This is a genomic window from Streptomyces sp. ITFR-6, assembly GCF_031844725.1.
GTDB lineage: Bacteria > Actinomycetota > Actinomycetes > Streptomycetales > Streptomycetaceae > Streptomyces.
The window spans coordinates 4,421,299-4,440,750 of record NZ_CP134612.1; the positions used below are offsets into that span (position 1 = coordinate 4,421,299).

17 protein-coding genes and 1 pseudogene are annotated in these 19,452 nt (G+C 69.8%); 10 read left to right on the forward strand and 8 right to left on the reverse strand.

Annotated features, from left to right (window positions below; all coding sequences use genetic code 11):
* Positions 1–341: 341 nt before the first annotated feature.
* A complete protein-coding gene (locus RLT59_RS20115) occupies positions 342–662 on the forward strand; it encodes a Rieske (2Fe-2S) protein (RefSeq protein WP_018522262.1) in 321 nt (106 codons plus the stop codon).
* Between the two features lie 123 nt (positions 663–785).
* Here RLT59_RS20115 and RLT59_RS20120 read toward each other — a convergent pair whose 3' ends face one another.
* A complete protein-coding gene (locus tag RLT59_RS20120) occupies positions 786–1,190 on the reverse strand; it encodes a pyridoxamine 5'-phosphate oxidase family protein (protein ID WP_311304665.1) in 405 nt (134 codons plus the stop codon).
* A gap of 214 nt (positions 1,191–1,404) precedes the next feature.
* On the opposite strand from RLT59_RS20120, the gene clpB reads away from it, so the two are divergent.
* From clpB to RLT59_RS20140, 4 genes are all read left to right on the forward strand, one after another.
* Complete coding sequence (gene clpB / locus RLT59_RS20125) at positions 1,405–3,999, forward strand: ATP-dependent chaperone ClpB (RefSeq protein ID WP_311304666.1); 2,595 nt, start codon at positions 1,405–1,407, stop codon at positions 3,997–3,999.
* 140 nt (positions 4,000–4,139) lie between these two features.
* Positions 4,140–4,700 carry a YbjN domain-containing protein gene (locus RLT59_RS20130; protein WP_311304667.1) on the forward strand — a complete coding sequence of 187 codons (561 nt, stop codon included), beginning with the start codon at positions 4,140–4,142 and terminating at the stop codon, positions 4,698–4,700.
* A 218-nt stretch (positions 4,701–4,918) separates the two neighbouring features.
* Positions 4,919–5,404, forward strand: coding sequence for a prevent-host-death family protein (locus RLT59_RS20135; RefSeq protein ID WP_311304668.1), 486 nt, complete (start codon positions 4,919–4,921; stop codon positions 5,402–5,404).
* A gap of 20 nt (positions 5,405–5,424) precedes the next feature.
* Positions 5,425–5,751: a hypothetical protein gene (locus RLT59_RS20140; RefSeq protein WP_311304669.1), complete on the forward strand. Its 327-nt coding sequence runs from the start codon at positions 5,425–5,427 to the stop codon at positions 5,749–5,751.
* A gap of 80 nt (positions 5,752–5,831) precedes the next feature.
* On the opposite strand, the gene RLT59_RS20145 is transcribed toward RLT59_RS20140, so the two are convergent.
* The 5 genes and pseudogenes from RLT59_RS20145 to RLT59_RS20165 form a co-directional block, all read right to left on the reverse strand.
* A complete protein-coding gene (locus RLT59_RS20145) occupies positions 5,832–6,998 on the reverse strand; it encodes a pyridoxal phosphate-dependent aminotransferase (protein ID WP_311304670.1) in 1,167 nt (388 codons plus the stop codon).
* A 52-nt stretch (positions 6,999–7,050) separates the two neighbouring features.
* Positions 7,051–8,082 carry a restriction endonuclease subunit S domain-containing protein gene (locus tag RLT59_RS20150; protein WP_311304671.1) on the reverse strand — a complete coding sequence of 344 codons (1,032 nt, stop codon included), beginning with the start codon at positions 8,080–8,082 and terminating at the stop codon, positions 7,051–7,053.
* A gap of 242 nt (positions 8,083–8,324) precedes the next feature.
* Positions 8,325–9,830 (reverse strand): N-6 DNA methylase, encoded by a 1,506-nt coding sequence (locus RLT59_RS20155; RefSeq protein ID WP_311304672.1) that lies wholly within the window; start codon positions 9,828–9,830, stop codon positions 8,325–8,327.
* Positions 9,827–10,018: a hypothetical protein gene (locus tag RLT59_RS20160; RefSeq protein ID WP_311304673.1), complete on the reverse strand. Its 192-nt coding sequence runs from the start codon at positions 10,016–10,018 to the stop codon at positions 9,827–9,829. Before RLT59_RS20160 ends, RLT59_RS20155 begins: the two co-directional genes overlap by 4 nt.
* 245 nt (positions 10,019–10,263) lie before the next feature.
* A pseudogene (locus RLT59_RS20165) lies at positions 10,264–11,028 on the reverse strand (aminotransferase class I/II-fold pyridoxal phosphate-dependent enzyme); the annotation flags it as partial.
* 136 nt (positions 11,029–11,164) lie between these two features.
* Here RLT59_RS20165 and RLT59_RS20170 point away from each other — a divergent pair.
* The 5 genes from RLT59_RS20170 to RLT59_RS20190 all read left to right on the forward strand — a co-directional run bounded on the left by RLT59_RS20170 (position 11,165) and on the right by RLT59_RS20190 (position 15,971).
* Positions 11,165–11,470 carry a hypothetical protein gene (locus RLT59_RS20170; RefSeq protein ID WP_311304674.1) on the forward strand — a complete coding sequence of 102 codons (306 nt, stop codon included), beginning with the start codon at positions 11,165–11,167 and terminating at the stop codon, positions 11,468–11,470.
* A 357-nt stretch (positions 11,471–11,827) separates the two neighbouring features.
* Complete coding sequence (locus RLT59_RS20175) at positions 11,828–12,349, forward strand: DUF2617 family protein (RefSeq protein ID WP_073733506.1); 522 nt, start codon at positions 11,828–11,830, stop codon at positions 12,347–12,349.
* A gap of 84 nt (positions 12,350–12,433) precedes the next feature.
* Entirely contained in the window at positions 12,434–14,032 is a 1,599-nt protein-coding gene (locus RLT59_RS20180; protein WP_311304675.1) for a polyamine aminopropyltransferase, read from the forward strand.
* A 94-nt stretch (positions 14,033–14,126) separates the two neighbouring features.
* Positions 14,127–15,152 (forward strand): SRPBCC domain-containing protein, encoded by a 1,026-nt coding sequence (locus RLT59_RS20185; protein ID WP_311304676.1) that lies wholly within the window; start codon positions 14,127–14,129, stop codon positions 15,150–15,152.
* Positions 15,153–15,173: 21 nt separating this feature from the next.
* Positions 15,174–15,971: an aldose epimerase family protein gene (locus tag RLT59_RS20190; RefSeq protein WP_311304677.1), complete on the forward strand. Its 798-nt coding sequence runs from the start codon at positions 15,174–15,176 to the stop codon at positions 15,969–15,971.
* Positions 15,972–16,057: 86 nt separating this feature from the next.
* Here RLT59_RS20190 and RLT59_RS20195 read toward each other — a convergent pair whose 3' ends face one another.
* Positions 16,058–18,208, reverse strand: coding sequence for a DUF6351 family protein (locus tag RLT59_RS20195; RefSeq protein WP_311304678.1), 2,151 nt, complete (start codon positions 18,206–18,208; stop codon positions 16,058–16,060).
* 86 nt (positions 18,209–18,294) lie between these two features.
* Positions 18,295–19,437: a mandelate racemase/muconate lactonizing enzyme family protein gene (locus tag RLT59_RS20200; protein ID WP_311304679.1), complete on the reverse strand. Its 1,143-nt coding sequence runs from the start codon at positions 19,435–19,437 to the stop codon at positions 18,295–18,297.
* Positions 19,438–19,452: the final 15 nt, after the last annotated feature.

The window sequence follows — 19,452 nt, forward strand, 5'->3', positions numbered from 1 at the left end:
AACATTCAGGAACATGATGCATCGCTCCTGTGGCATTGACGCGTCCGAATGAGCCATCGTCTCTGAAGAGCGGGGGAGAGGATCCAACAGGTGAGGACGAAGCCGACTATGTACAAGAGAATGCTTCGGTCAGTGCTTGGCACTGCGTTCGCGGCTGCTGCACTGCTGCTCGTGGCACATGGCTCTACTTCGGACGTTGGCTGGGGCAATGCGCAGGCAAGCGCTGCCGTCGACCATTACCAGGGCGATGTCGGCTGGGGCAATGTGGCGCCCGCTGCCTCCGGTGACCTTAACCAGTCCGACGTGGGCTGGGGGAATTCCGTGGAGAACAGGGCAGACTTGTGACCACCCCGCCGGACGACCGGACCTTCAGGCGCGAAATGGCAACCGCCTACCGCTCAGGGTGGCATTTCATCGACCTCGTCACGGCACTCCCCCACCGTGGTGATTCGTTGATGGTCACTCTGTTCGGCGACCCGGTCGTCGTCGCTCGTGAGGATGACGGGGAGGTTCGCGCCTACCGCTGTCTCCGCAAGCCGCGCGGGGCGCCGCAGCCGGTGCGCTGCGCCATCCGGTACGACATGATTTTTGTGAACCTCGCACAGCGTGACCATCAGCTGTTCGAGCCTGAAGCCATCTCCGCCACCCCCCGCAGTGCCTGAGCGATCCCCCGTCGTTCCACGTCGCTCAGACACTCCCCCACACAACGGCGTCACCGTGACCTGAACACGGTGACGCCGTTGTGCTGTGCCCGGCCGGAGGGACGTCGGACAAGAGCGCCCCGGTCAGCCGCGGCCGAGTGCCCGGTCCAGGGTGATCTCGATGGCGACGCGGTCCGGGTTGGGCTTCGGCGCGCGCCCGTAGCGGGCCGTCTTGCGGCGTTCTGCGTCCTCGACCCTGTCCCGCTCCGTGCGCACCCTGGCGACGCCCTCCAGGGTCGCCCAGCGGCGCCCTTCCGCCTGGCAGACCGCGACCCGTGCGCCCTCCGGTCCCGCGGCCAGGATGTTGGCGACCTTGCGGCTGTGCCTGCCGGTGATGATGCGGGCGAGGCCGGCCTCGGGGTCGTACGTCACGCAGACCGGGACCACGTGCGGGGTGCCGTCGGGGCGGAGCGTGGTGAGGGTGCATACATGGGGCTCGCGCCAGAAGGCCAGGTACTCGGGGCCGGGATCGCGTACGTCGACTGCCATGGGGTCAGCGTAGGCAGCCCGGCGACGCCGCGTGGTGGCGGGCGGGCCGGCCGGCCGGTTCACTCGGACGTAGAGGTGCGCGGCAGCGCGCGAGGGTCGCGGGGGCGTGGGAGCGGTCCAGCTTTTGCCTTGAGTGGAATAGACTCAACTTTGTGCACGTTGAGCGTGTCAGAAGTGAGTACGGGCCAGTCGTCGCAAGGAGGAGAGAGCGCACGTGGACGCCGAGCTGACCAACAGGAGCCGGGACGCCATCAACGCGGCCACCAGCAGGGCCGTGAAGGACGGGCACCCCGATCTGACCCCGGGGCATCTGCTGCTGGCGCTGCTCGCGGGTGAGGACAACGAGAATCTCGTCGACCTGCTGGCCGCCGTCGAGGCGGACCAGATCGCCGTCCGCACCGAGACGGAGCGGCTGCTGTCCGCGCTGCCCAGCGTGACCGGGTCGACCGTCGCACCCCCGCAGCCCAACCGCGAGCTGCTCGCGGTGATCTCCGACGCGGCGCAGCGGGCCAAGGAGCTGGGCGACGACTACATCTCCACCGAGCACCTGCTGATCGGGATCGCGGCCAAGGGCGGCCGCGCCGGTGAGATCCTCGACGGGCAGGGGGCCGGTGCGAAGAAGCTGCTGGACGCGTTCGAGAAGAGCAGGGGAGGGCGCCGGGTGACCACACCCGACCCGGAGGGTCAGTACAAGGCCCTGGAGAAATTCGGTACGGACTTCACCGCGGCCGCCCGCGAGGGCAAGCTCGACCCGGTCATCGGCCGGGACCAGGAGATCCGCCGCGTCGTCCAGGTGCTGTCGCGCCGCACCAAGAACAACCCGGTGCTCATCGGTGAGCCAGGCGTCGGCAAGACCGCCGTCGTCGAGGGGCTCGCCCAGCGCATCGTCAAGGGCGACGTCCCCGAGTCCCTCAAGAACAAGCGGCTCGTCTCGCTGGACCTCGGCGCGATGGTCGCGGGCGCGAAGTACCGCGGCGAGTTCGAGGAGCGGCTGAAGACCGTCCTCTCCGAGATCAAGGAGAGCGACGGCCAGATCATCACGTTCATCGACGAGCTGCACACCGTCGTCGGTGCCGGCGCGGGCGGCGACTCAGCCATGGACGCGGGCAACATGCTCAAGCCCATGCTGGCCCGCGGCGAGCTGCGGATGGTCGGTGCCACCACGCTCGACGAGTACCGCGAGCGGATCGAGAAGGACCCGGCGCTGGAGCGCCGCTTCCAGCAGGTGCTGGTGGCGGAGCCGTCCGTCGAGGACACCATCGCGATCCTGCGCGGGCTCAAGGGCCGCTACGAGGCCCACCACAAGGTACAGATCGCGGACTCCTCGCTGGTCGCGGCCGCGACCCTGTCCGACCGCTACATCACCTCGCGTTTCCTTCCCGACAAGGCCATCGACCTCGTCGACGAGGCGGCCTCCCGGCTGCGCATGGAGATCGACTCCTCGCCCGTCGAGATCGACGAACTCCAGCGCGCCGTCGATCGGTTGCACATGGAGGAGCTGGCCCTCAAGAACGAGGCCGACGCCGCTTCCAAGCAGCGCCTGGAGAAGCTCCGCCGTGACCTCGCCGACAAGGAGGAGGAGCTGCGCGGCCTCAACGCCCGCTGGGAGAAGGAGAAGCAGGGCCTCAACCGGGTCGGTGAGCTGAAGGAGCGCCTCGACGAACTGCGCGGACAGGCCGAACGGGCCCAGCGCGACGGCGACTTCGACAGCGCCTCCAAGCTGCTGTACGGGGAGATCCCGGGTCTTGAACGCGAGCTGGCCGAGGCCACGGAGGCCGAGCAGGAGGCCGCGAAGGAGCCCAAGGAGACGCTGGTCAAGGAGGAGGTCGGCCCGGACGACATCGCTGATGTCGTCGGCGCCTGGACCGGCATCCCGGCCGGCCGGCTGCTGGAGGGCGAGACCCAGAAGCTGCTGCGCATGGAGGAGGAGCTGGGCCGGCGCCTCATCGGGCAGACGGAGGCCGTGCAGGCCGTCTCGGACGCGGTACGCCGCACCCGGGCCGGAATCGCGGACCCCGACCGGCCCACCGGCTCCTTCCTCTTCCTCGGCCCGACCGGCGTCGGCAAGACGGAGCTGGCCAAGGCCCTCGCGGACTTCCTCTTCGACGACGAGCGGGCCATGGTCCGCATCGACATGAGCGAGTACAGCGAGAAGCACAGCGTGGCCCGGCTGGTCGGCGCCCCGCCCGGCTACGTCGGCTACGAGGAGGGCGGCCAGCTCACCGAGGCGGTCCGCCGCCGCCCGTACAGCGTCGTCCTGCTGGACGAGGTCGAGAAGGCTCATCCCGAGGTCTTCGACATCCTGCTCCAGGTCCTGGACGACGGACGGCTCACCGACGGACAGGGCCGGACGGTGGATTTCCGCAACACCATCCTGATCCTGACCTCCAACCTCGGCAGCCAGTACCTGGTCGATCCCCTGACCAAGCCCGAGGAGAAGAAGAACCAGGTCCTGGGCGTGGTGCGGGCCTCCTTCAAGCCGGAGTTCCTGAACCGGCTGGACGATCTGGTGGTGTTCTCCGCGCTGTCCGGCGACGAGCTCGCCCATATCGCGGGGCTCCAGATCGACCGCCTCGCCAAGCGGCTGGCCGACCGCCGGCTCATCCTCGACGTCACCCCGGCCGCCCTGGCCTGGCTGGCGGAGGAGGGCAACGACCCGGCGTACGGCGCCCGGCCGCTGCGCCGGCTCATCCAGACGGCGATCGGTGACCGGCTCGCGAAGGAGATCCTCTCGGGCGAGGTCAAGGAAGGCGACACGGTCCTGGTGGACCGGGACGGCGACGGTCTGGCCGTCGGCGCGGCGACCTGACCGCGGAGCACCTGGCGCAACGGCGGCCCCGGTCCGCACCGGCTGGATATCAGCTTGTGGCGGATCGGGGCCGTTCCCGCTTGCCATGCCCCGCCCGGCATGGGAGAGGATGGCAGCCAACCGCACGAAGGGAAATTACGGTGAGCATCGATCCGTCCTCGATTCCTAACTTCGGGGGCCAGCCCGAACCGCAGGCGGCAGGACCGGAGGGCCCCGTCGTCCCTGACCAGGACCTCGTCAAGCAGCTTCTTGAGCAGATGGAGCTGAAGTACGTCGTCGACGACGAGGGCGACCTCGCGGCGCCGTGGGAAGACTTCCGCACGTACTTCATGTTCCGTGGTGAGGGCGAGCAGCAGGTCTTCTCGGTCCGTACGTTCTACGACCGCCCCCACGACACGGACCAGCGCCCGGTCCTGCTCGACGCGATCGACGACTGGAACCGCCGCACCCTGTGGCCCAAGGTCTACACGCACACGCACGAGCCCGAGGAGGGCGCCGAGGACACCACCACCTCGGTCCGCCTGATCGGTGAGGCGCAGATGCTCATCGGCACCGGCGTCAGCCTGGAGCACTTCGTCTCCTCGACGGTCAGCTGGGTGCGGGCCTCGATCGAGTTCGACAAGTGGCTGCTGGAGCGCCTCGGCCTGGCCCCGGCCGAGGAGAAGGCGGAAGGCGCGGAGCAGGACGCTCCGGAGGCCTGAGCCGCACCCCGTCCCACGAGAGCCCGGTGGGGTGAACGGTCCCGTCCGGACCGTTCACCCCACCGGGCTCTGTCACAGACCCTTGGCGGTCACAGGCCCTTCAGCCGGGAGACCGCCTCCGCCAGCTCCTCGGTGCGCTTGCAGAAGGTCAAGGTGCGCGCACCGAGGGTCGGACGGCCGCACTTGAAATCAGATCGTGATCTGAGTAAGCTCTGATTATGTCTACCGCGCGTCTGGATGCAGAAACGGAATCCGTCTCCTTCACCGATCTGTCCCGTAACCCCAAAGGTGTCGCGGCCAGAGCTGCTGCCCTGGGGCGGCTTCGGGTCACCCATCGGGACGCGCCGGACATGGTGCTGACCACGGCTGTACGCGCGGAGGGTGCGGAGGAGAATCTGACCACCGCCTCGCGGCTTTTCCTCGCACTGATGAAGCAGGACGACGGTGCCAGAGCGCTCCTCCTCGCCCTGCCCGAGGTGTTCCCCTGGGCGCGACACCTGGACGCGGAAGAGGTTCGGGCTTTCACTGTCGAGCTTCTCGAAGCGCTGTCGGACGCCGCCGAACTGGGGGCGGGAGAGGCTGTGCACCGCGCGATCGTCTCCTGGCGCGCCACGGCACGCATCAATGCCGATCCCGAGCAGCTCAGGGAATCGCTGCGTCCGCTCGATGGTGATGACCTCGGTCAGGTCGAGGTGCGTGGGTGAGCCCGAAGAAAGGAGACCGAGTGAGCGTTCCGCCCCTCGACGGGTGGAACGTCGTCTTCGGGACCACAGAGGCGGTGACGGGCTGGGAGGAACTGTGTCGCGTGGCCCTGCCGAACGCGCATCGCTGCCTGGATGCTCTCCGAAGTGACCCCCTGACCCGGTCCAACTGGAATCGCCAGCATCGGTTGCGCGGCAGGCACGCCACCAAAGTGTGGAAGGGTTCCGACCTGGACCAGTGGGAGTACGAGGTCACCAGCGGTGGTCGAGTGCGCTACCTGGTCAGCACGGAGACTGCCACCGTGATTCTCGTGTACGCGTCCCCGCGACACCCCAAGGACACCGAGTGAACCGTGGTCGCTCCGGGAGCAGGGCTTGAGCAGGTTCCGCACCCCGAAGCGACCGGGCGGCGCTCTTTTCGCGCCCTCTGTCAGACCGTCAATCGCTTGAGGCGGGTAACCGCCTCTTCCAAGACACCCGTCCGCTTGCAGAAGGTGAAGCGGACTTGGCTGCGGCCGGCGTCGGGGTCGTCGTAGAAGACCGAGTTGGGGACGGCGACGACGCCGCAGCGTTCGGGAAGCGCGCGGCAGAAGGCGTAGGCGTCCTCCTCGCCCAGGGGTGTGATGTCGGTGGTGATGAAGTACGTGCCCTGGGGCTGGTAGACCTCGAACCCGGCCGCGCGTAGCCCGTCGCCGAGCAGGTCGCGCTTGCGTCGCAGGTCGGCGCGGAAGCCGTCGAAGTACGAGTCCGGCAGTCGGAGGGCTTCGGCGATGGCGTACTGGAACGGACCCGAGCTGACGTAGGTCAGGTACTGCTTGGCGGTCCGGACCGCTGAGACGAGCGGGCCGTTCGCCGTGACCCAGCCAACCTTCCATCCGGTGAACGAGAAGGTCTTGCCGGCGGATGAGATGGAGACGGTGCGCTCATGCATGCCGGGAAGGGCCGCGATGGGGCTATGCGTGCCCTCGTAGACAAGGTGCTCGTACACCTCGTCGGTGACAACGAGCAGGTCGTGCTCAATGGCGAGTGCGGCGATGGCGTCCTGTTCTTCGGCGGAGAGGACCATCCCGGTCGGGTTGTGTGGCGTGTTGAGGAGCAGGAGGCGGGTCTGCGAAGTGATCTTGGCCCGTAGCTCGTCCAGGTCCGGGCGGAAGGACGGGGCGCGCAGGGTGAGCGGCACGCGCTTCGCGCCGGCCATGGCGATGCAGGCGGCGTAGGAGTCATAGAAGGGTTCGAAGGCGATCACCTCGTCGCCCGGCTCCAGGAGCGCCAGCAGGGTGGCGGCGATGGCCTCGGTGGCCCCGGCGGTGACCAGGACCTCGGTGTCGGGGTCGACGGGAAGATCGTAGAAACGCTGCTGGTGTTCGGAGATCGCGGCGCGCAGTTCCGGAACCCCCGGGCCGGGTGGGTACTGGTTTCCCTTGCCTTCCCGCAAGGCGCGGACGGCGGCCTCGCGGATCTCCTCGGGGCCGTCGGTGTCGGGGAAGCCCTGGCCCAGGTTGATCGCGCCCGTCGCGGTGGCCAGTGCCGACATCTCCGCGAAGATCGTTGTCCCGAGTCCGTCCAGCCTTCGGTTCAGCAGTGGCCTGGTGTTCATGTCTCCACCGTTCTCACTCGGGTGCCGTCGAGTCTCTAGCGACCATCCTGACTCATGAGCGCTCTTGCCCCCCGCGTGGTGCGGGAACCGCAGTGGGGTGAGGAGTGTGAGCGCCCTTTTCTCCCGGCTGTGCTGTCGGCTCCCTGAGGACACCGGCCTTTGCCGAGATATCGCGCAGGAGCGCGTCCCGCAGGTTGTGCAACGTAGCGATTTTGGAGACAAGGAGCCGTGCCGTGGCGTGCAGGGGCTCGGCCATCCTGTGGAAGGCGGAGCGCGTGAACTGGTCGGGCCAGGTGACTTTCAGGCGTTTGAGGGCGAGGGCGGAGATCTCCCGGGCGTTCCGCCCCTGCGCAGTCTGCATGATCTCGCCGCTCTTGCCTCTGAGTTCGTGAAGCAGCCACCAACTGTCCGTGTCCTCGACGGGGCGCACAGCCACGACGCTTCGGAGGGCCGTCGCCGGGCGGCGCGTCACCGCGATGTGCGCGCCGTCGGGACGGGTGCTGAGCATGAAGGTGCCGGAAGGATGCGCCCGGCCGGCGTCCGCTGGGCTTCGCAGGCGAAACCTCTCCACGTGGGGCACGGGGAGGTCGAAGAGGTCGCGCGGAGCGATCGCGTCGACGGAGGGTCCTGTCGGCAGTGGAGGGAGCGAGCTTTCGGAACCGTTACCCGTCTTCATTTTGGCGACCTCGGCGAGTGCCCGTGTTTCCCAGGACGGTTCCGCCGATGCCCAGTCGTCGTGGAGGGCGTCGGCCAAGGCAACAGCCTGTCGGGCGCTCTTCTCGTAGAGGGAGGCCATCTCCTCGATGAGGTCGAAGGCCCGGTCGTATGCGGCGACGACGTCCGACGGGGGTAGCGGGAACAGCATTCGGCGGAGGGTGTCGAGGCTGATGGTGGGCTCGACGTGTGCCGTCACGTCCTCGTCGATCCGTGCCTTCGCTGTGGACGTTTGCAGCCAGATGTGCAGCCACCGCACGATGTGCGGCTCAGCGCGGATGATGCCGATCGACCTGGTCGCGGGCCATCCTGCGTGCTCGGAGGTGACCAGCGCGGACTCGCCCACCCGCCTGACGAGTACGACGGCCAAGTCGCCCTCCTTGAGGGTGCGGGTGGCCGGAGGGGCGCCCGGCACGGACTCATTCATGCGGGGTGAGAGGATCCTGCCGTCCCGGACGAACTCCGAGCCGACCACTCCTGGCGCTTGATCGGATGCCTTGTCGTCGACGGCGCCGCAGGTCGTGTAGATATCCCTGCGGACTTGCTCGATCGCGATGGAGGTGGTCGGCCAAGCCGCCGTATCCGAGTCGGGCTGGTGGGTTTCGGCTTCCATCAGATCTCCTCCAAGGCATCCAGCAGCCGGATTTCCAGATCGCGCATCCGGTCGAACGAATCGGCCAGTTCGAGCTTGAGCTCGTCGATCCGGCTTCGTGTGTCGCGTTCGGGGCTGGGAGGCTCCACGGCGTACGAGGTTGGCATCAGGCTGTACTCGTGGCCGGCGATCTCCTCGGTGGAGCAGCTTCGGGACCAGCCGGTCTCGTCTTTGTACGGTGTGGCCGCGACGCCGTGTTCGGAGAGGCCACGCCATGCTGCGAGGGTCTCCAGAATCAGTGCCGCGTTCATCTCGCCCAGCCTGCGCGCTCTTGAGTCCGGGATCTGCTCGAAGGCTCGCCGTGCGTTGATGAAGAGCACCTGACGGCGGCGGTCCCGGATGCCCCAGCCGGGACGCGCGCTCTTGTCCTTGTTGAGCACCCAGAGGCAGGCAGTGGTCTGGGTGTGACCGAACACGCGGGGCGGCAGGGCGATCACGCACTCGACGAGGTCGTCTCGCAGGAGGCGTTCGCGGAGTCTTCGGGTGATGGGCTGGCGGGTGTTGGCCACGGTGTCGGCCATCAGGAAGGCGGCGCGTCCGGCCGGAGCCAGTGCGTGCGCGATGTGCTGAATCCACGCCGAGTTGGCGGATCCTCGGGGCGGCGGTTCCTCCGGCCACCGGGGATCGGCGTTGACCAGGGAAGCCGGCCGGCGGGTGCTCTGCTCCGTCCTGGCTTCCGGCGCCCAGTCGCGCTGGTTGAAGGGGAGGTTGGCCAGGATGATGTCGTGGGGCTCGCGTTCGGGCTCCGCAAGGCTGTCCCCGGGCGGGGAGACGTCGGCGCTGATCCCCCGTACGGCGAAGTTCATGCGAGCCACCTGCGAGGTGTAGGCGTGTTGCTCCCTTCCCTGCAACGACATGGCCGGGTCCACCTCGACGCGGTCGTGGACATAGCGGTGACTCTCGACGAGCAGCCCCCCTGAACCGCAGACAGGGTCCAGCACTCTGTGCCTGTCGCGGGGCACGGCTGCGCCGACCATGAGACGCGCCATATCAACGGGCGTGAAGTAGTGGCTGCCGCCTGCCTGGTCCGCCGAGAGGTCCCGCAGGCACTGGTCGAGCAGGGGGCCGACCCGCTGGGTGGATCCGATGGCCTGGATGAGAGCGTGCAGGTGTTCGTCGGAACGAGGGGGCGGAATGGGGATCAGGCTTCTCGTGCCCGCGTCGATGCCCTGAGCGTCGGTTGTGGGGAGCCAGTGGGCCAGACACTTGCTCACGGCAGCGCGGATTCCCGAACCGCCCGCTGCCGGCTGACCCAGCAACCACGACCATGTCGGTACGCCGGTGCCGGGTGCCGCGTGCGCTTTCCGACTCAGGAACAGCAGTCCGAGGACCAGGCGAGTCGCGTCGTGGGCGTTCATCAGCCGCGAGAGGTACTTGCGGTGTACCTGCACCTTCAGGAGCACCTCGTCGAGGGAGAGGGGATCCTCGGCCTGCACGCGCCTTCGAAGGGCACCTGTATCGCTCATGAGCCCACCACCCCCAGGGCGTCCATGACCACGATGAGCAGCGTCAGGGCGCCGGCGAAGGTGAGTGCTCCTGCCTTGAGGGCCGTCGTGGGGCGCCCTCCCTCGGCTACGGCCACGAAGCTGCCGACAAGAGCAGCGACAAGCGCCGCGAGGACCGCGATGATCACGTACATCAGCGTCTGCTGCACGTGGTTCCTTCCTGAGGTCGAGGGGATCTCCAAGTGGGCGGGTGAGCCGCGTGATCCCCGGTTTCAGGTAGGACAGTAGAAGACGTACGCCACGCACCCATCGGTGCACGCTGTTTGGGATTTACTAAGGCGCGCGCCCGGGTGTGAAGCACTCTCAGCAAGTGCACGCCATTTGGGATTCAAGATAGCGCGTCGGCGAGAGGGAGTGTTCGGGCTGACGCCCCACAATCTGAATAGGTAGGCGAAGAAGCCTTGATCCAGCCGACCTTCCAGCCGGTGAACGAGAGCGTCTTGCCCGCCGAGCTGATGGTGGCCGTCCGCTCGCGCATGCCGGGGAACGAGACGATCGGCAGGTGCTCGCCCTCGAAGACCAGGTGCTCGTAGACCTCGTCGGTGACGACGAGGAGGTCGCGTTCGCACGCCAGAGCGGCGATCGCGGCGAGTTCCTCGCGGGTCAGGACGGTGCCGGTGGGGTTGTGCGGGGTGTTGAGCAGCAGCAGCCGGGTGCGCGGGGTGACGGCGGCGCGCAGCTCGTCGAGGTCCAGCCGGTAGCTGCCGGCCGAGGGTTCCGGGTGCAGGGTGACCGGGACGCGGGTGGCGCCGGCCATCGCGATGCAGGCGGCGTAGGAGTCGTAGTACGGCTCCAGCGCGATCACCTCGTCGCCGGGTTCCAGGAGGGCCGGCATCGAGGCCGCGATGGCCTCTGTGACGCCCGCGGTGACCAGGACCTCGGTGTCGGGGTCGTACGCCAGGGCGTAGCGCCGCAGCTGGTGCTCGGTGATCGCGGTGCGCAGTTCGGGGACCCCGGGCCCCGGCGGGTACTGGTTGCCGTGGCCGGCGCGCAGAGCGCGGACGGCGGCCTCGCGGATCTCCTCCGGTCCGTCGGTGTCCGGGAACCCCTGGCCGAGGTTGATGGCGCCGGTGCGGACGGCCAGCGCGGACATCTCCGCGAAGATCGTCGTGCCGAACTCGGCGAGGCGGCGGTTGAGCAGCGGTCGTCCCTGTGCCATGACCGCCATCCTGCGCGGAAGCTCTGGAGTTGCTCAAGTCTGCTTTGGCCGAACGGGGGCGGGGGCATCCCTCCTGCACGCAGGAACCGGTGAGAAGCGGGGGACTCGCTTCGGGGGACGGAAGGACGTGAGGTCGGTGGAGCTGGCGATCGGTGCGGTACTCGTGCTCGTGGTCATGGCGGTGGCGATTCTCGTCGCGTCGATGGCGGACACGGCGAAGCGCAACAAGTCACTGACCGGGAACAAGGGCCGCCGCGGTGCGGTCGGCGGCGGCGCGGCGGGCGGCAGCTGGTGGGCGGGCGACGGGGGCGGCTCCTCGTGCGGCAGCGGCAGCGGTCACTCGGGCGGCCACTCCGGAGGCCATTCGTGCGGAGGCGGCCATTCCTGCGGGGGCGGGTCCTCCTGCGGTGGCGGCGGGGGCGGATGCGGCGGAGGCAGCTGACACGGGGCAGCTGGTCCGCGGGCCGGACGGAGTGCACGCGGGCCCGGTGCCGGTGGAGGTGTCCGGCGGGAGCGGGGGTGGGCAGACCCCTAAGTCCCGCCGGACACCTTTTTGTTGGGCCGGACGGCGAGTCGCCGGTGAACAGGTGAACCGGAGGGCCCCCGAGGGGATGGAAACCACGTCAAGTTGGGTAAAAACACTGCGAGTACGGCTTAGTTCGTGATTCCCTCAGTAGAGAGAACATTCAGCCCTCGGACCCCAGTTGGACCTGATCGGGCGCTTCCCACCTCCCACGTGCATCACGCTCGGGGGCGCCCCCCTGTCCATGTGTCCATGTGTGTTTTGCGGAGCCGACCCATGCTCACGACCCTCCATACGGCCTATTCCGACACCCGTGCCGCCGATCTGGCCTGGGCGCTGGGGCGTGAACCGCTCCCGGCGCTCGCCGTGCTCGATCTCCATCTCGCCGGTGCGCAACTCCAGTTGCGCCTGCTCGGCGCCTCTCATCAGGTCCTCCTGGAGGAGGACAACGGCAGCTGTTCAGAGACCGTCGCCTGTATGCCGGGCAGCAGCACCCCACTGCCCCTCGGCGTCTCCAAGCGCCTCGGGGACTGGGAGTACGAGTTCGCGGCCCGGGTGGAGACGCTCGGCGCGGGCTCGTTCGCGGGGCGCGCGCAGGAGCTCCTCGCGCTCGTCTCCGACCATCCCCACGGGCTGGCCGGGACGTTCCCCGGCAGCCCGCACGCCTTCACCGCCATGCTCGCCCAGCGGACCGAGGGGCAGGTGCGGTGGCGCACCTGGCACGCGTACCCGCAGGAGGGGCAGTTGGTGGTGACGCGCACCCGGGTGGGTGTGCGGATGCCGGCGGCTGTGCTGTGACGGGGCCCAACTCCGTTGCGGATCAACCACTTACACCCTTGTGGGTGACAAGCGGCGACACTCCAGTGACGTAGCGTTCGCGGCATGATCGACCAGCAGGTGTCGCTGCGAGGGGGCGCGGCGCGGCTTCCCGTACGGCCGAGGACCGGCCGGTACCTCGTGCTGGCCGCGGTCTTCGTCTGCGCCGCGTGCGGTCTGGTGTACGAGCTCGAACTGGTCGCACTCGCCTCCTACCTGATCGGTGACTCCGTCACCCAGGCGTCCGTCGTGCTCTCCGTGATGGTGTTCGCCATGGGCATCGGTTCGTTGCTCGCGAAACGTTTATGCAGCCGGGCCGCGGTCGGCTTCGGACTGATCGAGGCGGCGCTGGCCCTGGTCGGCGGTTCCTCCGCGCTGGTGCTCTACGCGACGTTCGCCTGGATCGGGGAGTCGCGGTACGCCCTGGTCGGCTTCTCGCTGGCGATCGGGGTGCTGATCGGTGCGGAGATCCCGCTGCTGATGACGCTGATCCAGCGCGTCGACCGGCAGGACGCGGGCGGGGCCGTCGCCGATCTGTTCGCCGCGGACTACGTGGGGGCCCTGGTCGGCGGACTGGCGTTCCCGTTCCTGCTGCTGCCGATGCTCGGACAGCTCACCGGGGCGCTGCTCACCGGCGCGGTCAACGCGGCGGCGGGCGGGGCGCTGGTGATGTGGGTGTTCCGGCGGGATCTCAGCTGCCGGTCCCGGTGGCTGCTCATCGTCGCCAACGTGACGGTGATCGCCCTGCTGGCCACGGTCGCGGTGCTGGCCGACGACTTCGAGCGGGCGGCGCGGCGGGCGGTGTACGGGGACCGGGTGCGGGTCGCCATGCAGACCGACGTCCAGGAGGTGGTGCTGACCGGTGCGGGCCGCAGCTCCCTCGACCTCTACCTGGACGGGCGGCTGCGGGTCAGCTCGCGCGACGAGTACCGGTACCACGAGGCACTGGTGCACCCGGTGATGAACGGGCCGCACGCCCGGGTGCTGATCCTGGGCGGCGGCGACGGTCTGGCGGCCCGCGAGGTGCTGCGCTACCCCGGGGTGCGGAGCGTCACGGTGGTCGAGCTGGACCCGGCCGTCACCCGGTTGGCCCGTACGGACCGGGCTCTCTCCGCGCTGAACGCGCACGCGTACCGGGATCCCCGGCTGACAGCCGTCACGGGGGACGCGTTCACCTGGCTGCGGGCGGCGCACGGCCGCTACGACGCGGTGATCTCCGACCTGCCGGACCCGGGGATCTCGGCCAGTACGAAGCTCTACTCGGCGGAGTTCTACGGACTGGTCGCCGAGGCCCTCGCGCCGGGCGGCCGGCTGGTGGTGCACGGCGGGCCGCCGATCGGCCGGCCGCACACCTACTGGACGGTCGAGGCGTCGATGAGGGCGGCCGGGCTGCGCACCCGCCCCTACCGGATCGGTGGCCGGTACGCCGGTTTCGAGTCGGGCCCCGACCGCGCGACGGGCGGCGGCGCACAGGTGCACGGCTGGGGGTTCGTCCTGGCCGGGCTGGGCCGGACCCCGGCGCTCGGCCTTGCTCCGCAGGCGCCTCGGCTGAGGTCTCTGACGGAACCGGCGCTCCAGGAGGCGGGGCGGCAGGCGGAGTCCCGCCGACTGCCGGGGATGGCGCCCTCGACCCTGGTGCACCCGAGGTACTGGGACGAACCGTGAGCGGGGGAGCCGGCGCCTGCGACGGGCTGTGGGCGGGGTTCCGGAGGGGGCGAAGCGCTGACGGGACGGCCGGGGCTGAGTAGGCTCGGTTTCCATGGAGCATGAGGTGTTCGTTCCGGTTCCGGTCCCCGTCCTGCGGCGGACGCTGGGCGATCCTGCCCGGGTCGCGCGCTGTGTGCCGGGGCTTCGGCAGGACGCCGACGCGTCCGCGGACCCGCTGGCCGGCCGGATCAAGGTACGGGTCGGCGGCCACACCATCACCTACCGGGGCGCGCTGCGGATCACCGCGCCGGCGGACGGCCCGGCGGGCGACGCCGCGTACGGCGTCTCCGTGACGGGCGAGGGCGTGGAGGCGCGCGGCACCGGCTCGGTGAAGCTGGCCCTGGCCGTCCGGCTGGCCGGACGGGACGGCGGTACGGCGATCACGTTCGAGGGCACGGTGAGCGGCGACGGCCGCCTGGTGGAGCTGGACCCGGCGGCAGCGCTCGCCGCCGCCCAACGCCTGCTGGACCGGTTCGCGCAGCAGCTGGTGACCGAGGCGCTCGCCGCGCACGGGGACGCTGCGGACGGCTCGGGGGGCTCGGACGGCTCGGGCGGCGGGTCCGTGGGCGAGCCCGGTGGCGGCTCCGCGGCCGGTGCCGACGAGCGGTCAGGCCTGGACGACTCCGGGGGCGGCTCCGCGACCGGCGCCGATGAGCGGTCCGTCGGGGACGCGGTGGAGAAGGCCATCGAGGAGGCCGCGGAGGAGGCGGACGACACCGGTGTCGGTGAGGCCCCGACCCGGCATGACGCCGCTGCCGACGAGGCACCCTCCGGTGATCCGTCGTCGGACGGGGCCTCGGTCTTCGACGCGGCGGTGCCGCCGTCCTCGCTGGACCCGGTGGCCGGTATCGAGTTCACCGTTCCGGATTCCCCGGCCGAGGCCGCCCACGCCCGGCGCACCATGATCGGGCGCAGCGCAGAAGAGGTCGACCACGCCCCGCCGCGCGGCCGGTACGCACCCGTGCCGGCGCTCGGCTCCGCCGGTGCGGGCGCCACGCTGTGCTGGGTGGCCCCGGCCGCCGCGCTCGCCCTCGCCTCGGCCGTGGTGGTGGGCCGGGCGCTGCGGCGCCGGAGGTAGCCGCGCCAGTAGTGTCGTCGTGTGAGCAGCAGCGAGAAGGACGTCCGGCTGTCCGCCGGCGACGCAGAGTTGACCGTGAGCCCCGCCAACGGCTGCCGTATCAGCAGCCTCCGGATCGGTGGCACCGAACTGTTGCGGCAGGGGGAGCGGTACGGCTGCTTCCCGATGGTGCCGTGGTGCGGGCGCATGGAGAACGGGCAGTTCCGCAACGGCGGTGTGCCGCACCGGATGCCGCTGACCGCCCCGCCGCACGCCATCCACGGCACGGGCCGTGACACGGTCTGGCAGACCGACCGGGAGACCGGGACGGAGGCCTCGTTCCACTACGACCTGGCGGAGCCGTGGCCGTACCCGGGCCGGGTGACGCAGACTTTCGAACTGTCGGAGGAGTCCGTCACGTTGGCGTTCGGCATCGAGACGTACGGGGACTCCTTCCCGGCGCAGGCCGGCTGGCACCCGTGGTTCCGGCGCAGTCTCGGCAGCGGCGAGGACGTCCGGATCGGCTTCGACGCCGCCTGGCAGGAGGAGCGGGGCGAGGACCACCTGCCGACCGGCCGCCGGATCCCGCCCCTGGACGGACCGTGGGACGACGCCTTCGGGATGCCCGACGGCGTCGAGGTGACCCTCACCTGGCCGGAGCAGCTGGAGCTGACGGTGAAGAGCCGGACCGAGTGGGTCGTGGTCTACGACGAGCAGGCCGAGGCGGTCTGCGTGGAGCCGCAGTCGGGCCCGCCGAACGGGCTGAACACCGAGCCCCGCTACGTCACCCCGATCGAGCCCCTGGAGATCGCGACGACATGGAGCTGGCGCACGTTCTGAGGCGACGGCGAGGAGCGACAGCGAAGAAAAAAGGCCGAACGATCTTCCGGCACCACCTCGTTCCGGTTTCTGCCTCTGTCGCCCCGTCAGTTCTGGTCGAAGGAGAGCCAGGTGCCGGCGAGGCCCTGCTGACCTGCCCCGGGCGTGGACCAGTCGCAGACACCGTCGCGGAAGACCGCCTTCAGGTCGTCGAGCTGGGCGTCGGTCACCGGCACCTGGTAGTCGGAACGGTCCACCGGGCGCTTGCGGCACTTGACGATGTCGTTCGCCACATCGGCCCCGGCGACCATCCGCGGCGACGTCCACACCGGGTAGAGGGTGTTGCACTCGGTGGTGCCGATGCCCTCGACCTGGGGCTCCGTGATCTTCTTCGCGCCGGTGCCACGGGTCCAGCAGGCGTCCGCGAGACCCTCCGGCCGGTGGCGGACGATCTTCTCGATGGGCGCGTCGTCACCGGAGTCCCCCTTGATGCCGGTGAGCCAGTGGTCCATGTCGGCCACCATCCCGGCGAGCGTGAATCCGTGCCCGTCGGCGCGGGTGAGCATGACCTGGTTGGCGTGGGTGCCGTTGGCCTTGTCCAGGCGCGCCCGGGTGGAGAAGGACTGGAAGCGCATGTGCATGTCGCCGGTCGCGGCGTCGTCCGTGTAGTCGCGGTAGTCGATGATCGGCACGTCGGCGAGGCCGCCGCCGCCGTTCAGCAGGCGTCCCGTGCGGTAGGCCGTCCGTACCGCCTGGAGATCGGCGGCGGTACGCTGCGCGGCGGGCTGGGCGTCGTCGTCCAGGCCGCCGATGCGCCGGTTCAGGTCGATGAACTGGTCCACGCCGATGGCGCTCTTGTTCAGGGCCGCCAGTCCGTACTGGATCCCGGTGTTGTCGAGCGGCCTGCGCGGCTTTCCGGTCGCCGGGACCTTGCCGTAGACGTTCACGGTGTGGCTGTAGACGTCACAGCGGGCGCCGTCCGGGTTGGTGTCGGGGTCGTAGCGCTGGGCTTGTGGCAGCTGGGCCGGGCAGAATCCCGTGGGATCGATCCGGCCGGCGGCCCGTGCCAGACTGCCGATGCTCTCCCACTTCCCGAATCCGGAGACCGCCCTCTGCTGCTCCTGGGTGAACGTGTCCGGCGCGACGTTCTTGAAGTACCGGTTCAGGAGCAGCGCGTCGCTGAGCGTCTGAATCGTCCCGAAGCCGACGTCGGGGAAGCTGCACCCGGAGAGGATGCCGTCCAGCAGGCCCGGGTAGTTGTCAGCGATCTGGTGGGTCTGGTACGAGCCGCCGGAGCAGCCGTTCCCGATGGTGAAGGCGGGTTCGCCGTACGTCTCCACGAAGCGTTCCTTGACCATGCTCATGGTCTCGGCGGCCAGCAGGTCGTTGCAGTTGTTGCCGAAGACGTTCAGCGTGGACGACGCGACGCCGTAACCCTTGCTGAGATAGGCGTCGTTCATGATGCCGACGGTCTTGCGGCCCTGGACGTACCAGCCGTTGTCGCAGCCGCCGCCGAAGCCGTACACGAGGCGCCCGTTCCAGCCCGGCCCGCGTTCCAGCGGGTCGGGGGTACCGGACTCCGGGTCGAGCAGCACGGCCGTCTCGTAGATGCCGCGGTTGATGGTGCCGGTCTCGACGCGGACGATGTAGGGCACCGCCTTGCCCTCGCTCGTCGTGGCGGTCGCCAGGTCGGCGGGGCGGGTGTTCTCGTCGGGCAGCGGGACGAACGTGCCCGCCGTGGTGCGGTACATGTAATCGATACGGGTCTCGACCGAGCAGTCCTGGTCGGTCGGCTGCCCGAGGGTGGCGCCGGTGACCGTCTTGAACGCGGCGGTGTCACAGACGAACGGCTGCTCGTGCGGCCCGGCGAACACCGGACCCGTGACGGGGTGGTTCTTCAGGGTCAGTTGTCCGGCGCCCGCGCCGGGGGCTCTGGCCGTGAGCTTGTTGGCGCCCTCGGTCAGGTCCTTCACCAGGCCCATCAGCGCATGGTCGCCGACGGGCCGGAAGCTCGACGTCAGGTCCCGGCCGTCCGCCTCGACCCGGACTCCGCCGCGCGGTACGGAAGCGGGTACCTCGACGCGGATCAGGGCGTCGCCTCCCGACACCGTGCCGGCCCGCGACGACACGGCCGTCACCGTCAGCTTCCCGGCCTCCTGGCTGCCGGCCGGCGTCGCCGTCACACCGGCCAGCACGCTGATGAACGCCGTACCGGCGAGACCCAGTCGGACCGGTCTCGCGGCTCCTGTGAACAACACGACGGAGCTCGCCTCACTTTCTTGGGGTCGGGGATCGTGCTCGGTGGGCGGGGCGGGCGCGCGGCCGATCGGCCGGTCCGGTCCGGCTACCAGTTCGTGAACGCCCCGTCCGCCGTGCGCAGGTGGGGACGCTCGGCCCCCTTTGCCTGGAACCGGCGCGCCGCCTCCCGGTCGATGTCGACGCCGATGCCCGGCAGTTCGCTCAGCTCGACCCGGCCCGGCAGGACCGTCGGCCGTGCGGTGAAGAGCGCGGCGATGGCCGGCTCGGGGTCGGTTTGGTGCTCCTGGATCGCCACATTCGGGCAGGCCAGGTTGAGTTGCAGCGAGGAGGCGGCGGTGACCGGGCCGAGCGGATTGTGCGTGGCGAGCCTGATGTGGTGGGCCTCCGCCATCGCAGCGATCTTCTTCGCCTCGGTGAGGCCCGCCGCGACCCCGACGTCCACGCGTGCGTAGTCGATGAGCTCTCCCTCGATGAGTGACCTGAACTCCCATTTGGAGCCGTACTGTTCGCCCGCGGCGAGCGGTACGCCGGTGCGGGCCCGGAGCATGCGGTAGCTGTCCGCGTTCTCGCAGCGCAGCGGGTCCTCGACGAAGTACGGGCGGGCTGCCTCGATCTCCCGGCACAGGGTCAGCGCCTCCGGCGGATCCAGGCGCGTGTGGACGTCGAGGATCAGCTCCACCTCGTCGCCGACCGTGTCCCGCACCTGGTGGAAGAGGTCGACCGAGTCGCGCAGGCACCGGCGGGCGTCGAGCGTCCCGTCGGCGTCGTGCGGCGAGGCGAACCGCAGATGGCCCCAGCCCTGGGCGACCAGATCGCGGCAGCGGTCCAGGAACCCCGCGCGGTCGTGGTAGCCGTCACCGACATGGACATAGGCGGGTACGTGATCCCGCACCCGGCCCCCGAGGAGCTCGTGCACGGGGACGCCGAGCGCCTTGCCGCGGATGTCCCACAGGGCCACGTCCACCGCCGCGATGGCGGCGGCGAGTATCCGGTCGGCGGGAAAGAACCCGCGCCGGAACATCACTTGCCAGAGGTGCTCGATCTGTCGGGGGTCCTCGCCGACGATCAGCTCCGCGAGGTGTTCGAGACCGCCCGCGACCGCCCGTTGGCGCGACCTGATGCCGACCTCGCCCAGGCCGTGGATGCCCTCGTTGGTGTCGACGACGACCAGCATCATGCTGTCGCCGTGGTCCGGAAGAGTCAGCACTTCCAGGCCGGTGATCCTCATGGCACTCCTCTATGA